The sequence below is a fragment of the Rhodopila sp. genome (assembly GCF_035548235.1).
Classification (GTDB): domain Bacteria; phylum Pseudomonadota; class Alphaproteobacteria; order Acetobacterales; family Acetobacteraceae; genus Rhodopila.
Window position 1 is genome coordinate 1 of sequence record NZ_DASZTJ010000006.1, and the last position, 7432, is coordinate 7432.

General features: G+C 69.6%; 7 protein-coding genes. 5 read left to right on the top strand and 2 right to left on the bottom strand.

Annotated elements, in window-relative coordinates:
* Positions 1 to 117 precede the first annotated feature (117 nt).
* From VHB27_RS00245 to moaC, 4 genes are all read left to right on the top strand, one after another.
* On the top strand, positions 118 to 714 hold the full coding sequence (locus tag VHB27_RS00245) for an anthranilate synthase component II (RefSeq protein WP_325596464.1): 597 nt from the start codon (positions 118 to 120) through the stop codon (positions 712 to 714).
* Positions 715 to 717: 3 nt separating this feature from the next.
* Complete coding sequence (gene trpD, locus VHB27_RS00250) at positions 718 to 1740, top strand: anthranilate phosphoribosyltransferase (protein ID WP_325596468.1); 1023 nt, start codon at positions 718 to 720, stop codon at positions 1738 to 1740.
* A 68-nt stretch (positions 1741 to 1808) separates the two neighbouring features.
* A complete protein-coding gene (gene trpC / locus VHB27_RS00255; protein ID WP_413788610.1) occupies positions 1809 to 2633 on the top strand; it encodes an indole-3-glycerol phosphate synthase TrpC in 825 nt (274 codons plus the stop codon).
* Entirely contained in the window at positions 2630 to 3106 is a 477-nt protein-coding gene (gene moaC, locus VHB27_RS00260; protein ID WP_325596470.1) for a cyclic pyranopterin monophosphate synthase MoaC, read from the top strand. The genes trpC and moaC overlap by 4 nt, the downstream gene beginning before the upstream one ends.
* Before the next feature lie 49 nt (positions 3107 to 3155).
* On the opposite strand, the gene VHB27_RS00265 is transcribed toward moaC, so the two are convergent.
* Both VHB27_RS00265 and VHB27_RS00270 read right to left on the bottom strand, forming a co-directional pair.
* Positions 3156 to 5765 carry a CaiB/BaiF CoA-transferase family protein gene (locus VHB27_RS00265; RefSeq protein WP_325596472.1) on the bottom strand — a complete coding sequence of 870 codons (2610 nt, stop codon included), beginning with the start codon at positions 5763 to 5765 and terminating at the stop codon, positions 3156 to 3158.
* Positions 5766 to 5789: 24 nt separating this feature from the next.
* Entirely contained in the window at positions 5790 to 6656 is an 867-nt protein-coding gene (locus tag VHB27_RS00270; RefSeq protein ID WP_325596474.1) for an alpha/beta fold hydrolase, read from the bottom strand.
* A 485-nt stretch (positions 6657 to 7141) separates the two neighbouring features.
* On the opposite strand from VHB27_RS00270, the gene VHB27_RS00275 reads away from it, so the two are divergent.
* Positions 7142 to 7432, top strand: a 291-nt coding sequence (locus VHB27_RS00275) for a hypothetical protein (protein ID WP_325596476.1), incomplete at its 3' end; no start/stop codon positions are given.

Consider the following 7432-nt stretch of genomic DNA (forward strand, 5'->3'; position numbering starts at 1 on the left):
ACCTGAACGCACGGCGCCCCCTCTCCCCCCGAAGGCGTCGCCGCCGCAAAAAACCCCGCGTCGCCCTAGCGGTGAAACATTGACCAGCGCTCACGGCCGGACCAAAGATGCGGCCCCATGATCCTGCTCATAGACAACTACGACAGCTTCACCTTCAACCTGTTCCATTTCCTGGGCGATGTGGGCGCCCAGTGCGACGTCTGGCGCAATGACAAGCTGTCGGTTCAGGACGCCTTGGCGATGCGGCCGGAGGCGATCGTCCTGTCGCCGGGTCCCTGCACCCCGAACGAGGCGGGGATCTGCCTCGACCTCATCACCGCCGCCGCCGGCAAGATCCCGCTGCTCGGCGTCTGCCTCGGCCACCAGGCGATCGGCCAGGCCTTCGGCGGCCAGGTGGTCCGAGCGCCGGAGCCGATGCACGGCAAGGTCTCGGCGATCAGCCATACGGGGACGGACATCCTCGCCGGCCTGCCCTCCCCGTTCAATGCGACCCGCTACCACAGCCTGATCGTCGCGCGGGACTCGCTGCCGGACACGCTGGTCCCCACCGCCTGGACCGAGGATGGGCTGGTGATGGCGATGCACCATCGCACGCTGCCGATCTATGGCGTGCAGTTCCACCCGGAAAGCATCGCCAGCGAGCACGGCCATACCATCCTCCGGAACTTCCTGGCCATCGCGCGAGGGACCAACGCGCCCGCCCACGCCGCCTGAGACATGACGGCGGACCTGAAATCCACGATCGCCCGCCTTGCCGCCGGCGAAACGCTGACGGCCGATCAGGCGGAAGCCGCGTTCGACATCATCATGGGCGGCGAGGCGACTCCGGCGCAGATCGGCGCCCTGTTGATGGCGATGCGCCTGCGCGGCGAGACGGTGGCCGAAATCACCGGCGCGGTGCGGGCGATGCGGGCGCGCATGACGGCGATCGACGCGCCGGACGGCGCCATCGATGTCTGCGGCACCGGCGGCGACGGGGCCGGCACGCTGAACGTCTCCTCGGCCGTGACCTTCGTCATCGCCGGATGCGGGATCAAGGTCGCGAAACACGGCAACCGGGCTTTGTCGTCCCGGACCGGGGGCGCCGACGTGCTGACCGCCCTCGGGATCAACGTCGATGCCCCGCTGACCGCCCTGCCGGCGATCCTCGCGGAAGCCGGCTGCGTCTTCCTCTTCGCGCCCCGGCATCACCCGTCCATGCGGCACGCCGCCGGTCCGCGCGTGGAGCTTGGCACCCGCACCATCTTCAACCTGCTGGGGCCGCTGGCCAACCCGGCGCGGGTCCGGCGACAACTGACCGGCGTGTTCTCCCCCGACTGGACGCTGCCGATGGCCGAGACCCTGGCCGCGCTGGGCCACGACTCGGCCTGGCTGGTCCACGGGATGGGCCTGGACGAGCTGACCGTCGCGGGTGAAAACCACGTGACCGCGCTGGCCGACGGCACGATCCGCAGCTTCACCGTGACGCCGGAAGACGCCGGCCTGCCGCGCTCGCCCCTCGAGGGCATCCGCGGCGGCGACGCCGCCTTCAATGCCGCCGCCCTGCACGCTTTGCTGGAAGGCGCGCGCGGCCCCTATCGCGACACCGTGCTGCTGAATGCGGCCGCGGCGCTGATCGTCGCCGGCCGCGTCGGCGACCTGCGCGAGGGCGTCGGGATCGCTGAGCAGTCCATCGCATCCGGCGCTGCTCTTGCGGCGTTGGACACGCTACGACGAGCGAGCCTCGCCCACACCTCTTAGAACCGCTAGACTTGGGGTTGCGGTTCGCTGGCTCTGTTCCTGCATGCCCCTCCATCAAGGGAGACTGAATGGCAGACGATAACACCGCGATGCCCGACGTGCTCGCCAGGATAGCCGCCGACGTGAAAGCGGATGTCGCCGCAAGGAAGGCTGCGCGAGGCATCGACGGGCTGAAGGCGGACATCGCCGCGCGCGGCGACGCCCCACGCGGCTTCGGCTATGCGCTGAAGGCGGCGGCATCCAGCGGCCGGTACGGCCTGATCGCGGAGATCAAGAAGGCGTCACCCTCCGGCGGCCTGATCCGGGAAGATTTCGACCCCGCTGGCCTGGCGCGGGCCTATGAGGCCGGCGGCGCCACGTGCCTGTCGGTGCTGACCGAACGGCAGCATTTCCAAGGCGATCCGGCCCACCTGAAAGCCGCTCGGGCCGCGGTCCCGCTGCCCATCCTGCGGAAGGATTTCATCCTCGACCCGTGGCAGGTCTACGAAAGCCGGGCGATGGGGGCGGATTGCATCCTGCTGATCATGGCGGCGCTGTCGGACGTCCAGGCGCGGGAGCTGGAGCAGATCGCCCTGTCGCTCGACCTGGACGTGCTGGTGGAGGTGCACGACCGGGACGAGCTCGATCGCGCCCTGCTGCTGGGGACGTCGCTGATCGGGATCAACAACCGGAACCTCAGGACGCTGGCGACCGACCTGAAGACGACCGAGGACCTGGCGCCCCTGGTGCCGCCCGACCGTTTCCTGATCGCCGAAAGCGGCATCCGCAACACCGAGGACCTGCGCCGGCTGAGCGCCGTCGGGCCGAACTGCTACCTGGTGGGCGAGAGCCTGATGCGCCAGAAGGACGTCGCCGCGGCGGTGCGCGCCCTGCTGGGCGACAGCGTCCGGTGAGCGGCCTGACCCATTTCGATGCCGCCGGCAACGCGGCGATGGTCGACGTCTCCGGCAAGGCCGTCACGGCCAGGACCGCGACCGCTCGGGCACGGGTGGTGATGGCGCCGGCGACGCTGGCGATGATCCAGCAGGGGACGGCGAAAAAGGGCGACGTGCTGGGCGTCGCCCGCCTGGCCGGAATCATGGGTGCGAAGCGGACGTCCGACCTGGTTCCGCTGTGCCACCCGCTGCCGGTGACGGCCGTGACGGTCGACCTGACCCCCGATCCCGCCGGACCGGCGGTGGAGATCGCGGCAACGGTGAAGACCACCGGCCAGACCGGGGTGGAGATGGAAGCCCTGACCGCCGCCAGCGTCGCGGCGCTGACGGTCTACGACATGTGCAAGGCGGTCGACCGGGGCATGCGGATCGAAGGGCTGCGGGTGACGCACAAGGCCGGAGGGAAGTCGGGGGAGTTTTCGCAGGCGTGAGGCCGGCATGGCGGCCTTCCGGCCACCATGCCGGAAAGCCGGCGGCGCCTCAGATGACCCCCTCCTCCGCCAGCCGCTCCACGTCCGACGCCGTCATCCCGAGCAGGTTGGTCAGGACCCAGAGATTGTCCTCCCCATACCCCGGGGCGCCGCGGTTGATCGGTCCGCCGATATAGGCCGGGGTGCGGGATAGTTTCATCGGCAACTCATACACCGGCCAGGTGCCGATCTTGGTGCCCGTGACCTCGGTCAGCCATTTCAGGTGCCGCAACTGAGGGTCGTTGTCGCAGCGGTCCTCGGCATTCTGGCAGACGCCGGCGGGGACGCCGGCGTTCTGCAGCGCCGTCATCACGTCCTCGGCGGTCTTGCCCGCGGTCCAGGCGCCGACGGCCGCGTCCAGCGCGTCCTGGTGCGCCAGCCGGTCCGCCAGCGTGGCGAAGCGCTTGTCGTCCAGCCAGTCGGCCTGCCCCGCCACCCGCGCCAGCGCCTGCCACTCGGCTTCGGTGAAGCAGGCGATCGCCACCCACCGGTCCTCGCCCCTGCACCGATACGCCCCGTGCGGGGCCGCCGGCTTATAGGGGGAGCGGTTGCCATACCGCGTCCACGCCCGCCCGTTGGCGGACCAGTCGAGGATCTGCGCGCCCGTCAGGAAGATGCCGGACTCGCACTGGGAGGCGTCGATCCACTGCCCCTCCCCGGTCCGGTCGCGATGGTACAGCGCCCCCAGCAAGGCGAGCGCATAGCCGTAGGCGCCCATCCAATCGAGGTAGGAATACCCCCAGCCGACGGGCATCGCCGGCTCCGGCAACCCGGACATGTCCGCCTGCCCGCCGAACGCCGCCGCCACCGGACCGACGGTGCGCATCCGCCCATAGGTGCCGTGCGCGCCCATCCCGGCCTGCTGGATGTAGATGATGTCCGGCCGGATCTTCCGCATCACGTCGTAGCCCAGGCCCAGCCGCTGCAGCACGCCGGGCGAGAACCCCTCGGCCACGATGTCGCAGACCCGCACCAGGTCCTTGGCGATCTGCAGCCCTTTCGGATGGCGGATGTTCAGCGACACCCCGCGCTTGCCGGCGTTCTTGTTGTTGAACTGCCCGCCCATGTCGGGGTCCTTCACCCCCGGCAGCGGACCGGTCGCCTTGTCGCGCGCCTCCCGCCCGCCCACGGGGGCCATGGCCGCCAGGCGGGTATCGGGGTTGTCCTTCCACTCGACCTTGTAGCTCTCGGCGCCCATCGCGGCGAGGAAGCGCGTGCCGCCCGCCGAGGCCAGGAACCAAGCGAAGTCCAGGATCTTCACCCCCTGCAGCGGGAACGGCTTGTCGTGCAGGGCGGACTTGATCGCACCGGCGTCGCCCTTGGGCTGGGCCGGGACGGACGCCGTCCGGGGCGCCCCGGCCAGCACCGCATCGGTGTCCTCGCCCAGCAGCGGGGCGCGGCGGCCGACCTGCCAACTCGTCCGGTTCGTCAGCCACTTGCTGGTCGGATACCGGAACGCGCGGCCATGTTCCGGGTGCCAGACATCGGCGAAGGTCTTGCGGGTCAGCCAGTGCTCGTCCAGCGCGTTCTCGTGCGGCTTGCGGATCGGCGCCCAGAGCAGCCCGGCCTCCTGCGCCTCCAGCCACGGCATGTCCTGATAGGTCCAGGACCGGGCGAAGCGGGCAACGACGTCGATCATATGGGCCTTGGCCTCGTCCGAGGCCGTGCTGCCCGGCACCGCCCGCGCCTTCAGGTCGGCGTCCGGCGGAGGCGGCTGCAGGTCGGCCTGCATCCCGTACTTGGTCAGCAGCGGCACCAGGTTCTTCAGGTCCCGCGCACCCATGCCGTGGGAGATGTACCAGCGCCCGTCCTTGGTGTGCATGATCGACGGCGAGGCGTTCGGCACCTCCAGCGCATGCCGGCAGGTCAGGCGCCACAGCGGCACCCGCCGCATCACCCAGTGCATGATGTCGAGCTCGGGGTTCTTCGACACCGCCTCATGCACCGCCACCGAAACGTCCTGCCCCTGGCCGGTGCGGTGGCGCGCGATCAGGGCGGCGACGACGCCGGTGGCAAGCTGCTCGCCGGCGATGTGGTAGGCGTGCCAGACCTGGGGCGCGATCGGCGGCAGGTCGTAGTGCCGGTTCGGATCGGGATCGTAACCGCAATTCATCATCACCCCGCCGAGCGCGAGGTGGATCAGGTCGGAGCCTTTGAAGTCCGCCCACGGCCCGTCGTCCCCGAACGGCGTCATCCGCGCCGTCACCAGCTTGGGGAACCGCGCGTTCAGCGCCGCCCGATCCAGCCCCAGCGCAGTGTTCAGCGCGCCGCAGGAGGAATCGAGCAGGATGTCCGCCCCCTCCAGCAGCTTCAGCAAAGTCTCGGGCTGCGCCTGGATGTCCAGGACCACCGACTTTTTGTTTCGGTTGTAGTTCCAGAAGAACAACGACCGTTCCGGACCCGGTTCGTCGTCCAGGAACGGGCCGATGCGGCGGGTGGCGCTGCCCTCGGGCGGCTCGATCTTGACCACGTCGCAGCCGAGGCCCGCGAGCAGCAGGCCGGCGTACTCGGCGCGCTCGTCCGCCACCTCGATCACGCGCAGGCCTTGCAGCATGCCGGGGCCGGCGTTGCCCATCATCTCGCCGGGGCCGACCTCCGGGCCTGTCGTCGGTTCATTCATTGTCCGTTTCTCCCGCCGGCCCGGTCAGGGCCGGGTTCTCTCCAGCATGTCCAGCAGCATGGCGTTCACCGTGTCGGCCGCTTCGAAGGCGGCCCAATGGCCGACGCCGGGGATCAGGCGGATGTCCGTCCCCGGCCTGTGCTCCCGCAGGATCGCCGCGCGCTCCGGCGCCTTGGGGTTGGCGGGGGCATCGAGCTCGCCCCAGATCGCGCTCAGCGGCGACTGCAACTGGTCGATCGCCTTCATGACCACCCCGCTGCGCGAGATCGACGGCGTGCGCAGGCGGGAGCGGATCGTGTTCCAGTCCTGGATCGTCAGCGCCAGGTCGTCGATCTTGGCCGGGTCGGCGATCATCAGCCGGTTGAGGTTGATGCGATGAGTGTCCCACCGCGCCTGCCCTTCCAGGTGCCGCACCTTCTCCAGCGGGACGCGGGAGCCCAGCAGCCCGACGCCCGAGGAGCCGATGATGATGACCGACCGCACCCGCTTGCCGCGCAGCGCCCCGATGCAGACCGCCATGGCGCTGCCGAAGGAAAAGCCGACGACGTCGTAAGGCGTGTCCGCGCCGATGATCCTGTCGATCCCGTCGGCGACGATGCCGGCGATGCCGAACGGATCGTCCCCGTCGGGCGGGTCGTCGGACTCGCCCAGCCCCGGCAGGTCGGGGCACAACACCCGCCAGCGCGGAAGCAAGGCCTCGATGTTGCGGACCCAGTGCCGCCAGGAGCCGGCGCCGCCGTGGCACAGCACCACGACCGGCGCGGTGCCGCCGGACCGGTCCCACAGGTGCCAGATCATCCGGCCCTCGCCGCACGGGGTTTCGAAACGGGTGGCCTGCGCTTGGATACGATCCAGATAGGCTTGCGGCGTCTCGACGATCTGGTCGTTCATCCTGGGGCGCGTCCTTCGTGTTCGGTCCGAGACAGATTACAGGCGTAGCGGCAATGCGCCAAATCGAGGGAGCCGGCGCCTGTGCCGGAGGGGCATCACGGGCCCATCGGAGAAGCCCTGGACGCTGGCGGCGTCCCTGGCTTGGGAGGAGGGGCAGCCGTTGAAATGGCGTCGCGTGCGGGCGACGACTGGGGGCCGGTCAATCACGGCCGCGTCCGGGGCAACCCGCCGGCCGCTTTGACCAATCGTTTGCGTGGCGTTCCCTGTGAACCGTTCGGCAGCGACATGAAGGCGATCCCCGCGCGGGGCGCACGCTATCCCGATGCGTCCGTCGTCCGCACGAAACTCGCAGGCGTGCGGACAGCGACCGCCGGACGCATAGGACCTCTTCGCGCGACCAGGGAGTCGCCACGCTTACATGATGCGCAGGCGCAGGACCGTATCGGCTCCGTGCCGTGACCGGTCATCGTGGGAGAGGCAAGAACATGAGTGTCACCGATCGTTGTTTCTCGCACGGAGGCGGGCGCTTCGCGCCCTTCAAGGAGGGCGCCGAGGTCACGGAGTCGACGCGTTTTTCCGAAGCTGAATGCGTGGTTTCGATACGCTTCGCGTTTGAAAAGCGACGGTCGACGTCCCCACAATCGGCGTGGCAGCGACACACCGTCTCCGTGACCTCGGCGTCCTCCTTGAAGGGCGCGAAGCGCCCGCCTCCGTGCGAAACGATTTCAGACGGCAACCGTGTCGGAAGAAACGTAACCGATATGATCGTATACAAA

Coding starts and splice junctions, on each gene's coding strand:
- VHB27_RS00245 (WP_325596464.1), top strand. CDS start 118: ATGATCCTGCTCATAGACAACTACGACAGCTTCACCTTCAACCTGTTC.
- trpD (WP_325596468.1), top strand. CDS start 718: ATGACGGCGGACCTGAAATCCACGATCGCCCGCCTTGCCGCCGGCGAA.
- trpC (WP_413788610.1), top strand. CDS start 1,809: ATGGCAGACGATAACACCGCGATGCCCGACGTGCTCGCCAGGATAGCC.
- VHB27_RS00265 (WP_325596472.1), bottom strand. CDS start 5,765: ATGAATGAACCGACGACAGGCCCGGAGGTCGGCCCCGGCGAGATGATG.
- VHB27_RS00270 (WP_325596474.1), bottom strand. CDS start 6,656: ATGAACGACCAGATCGTCGAGACGCCGCAAGCCTATCTGGATCGTATC.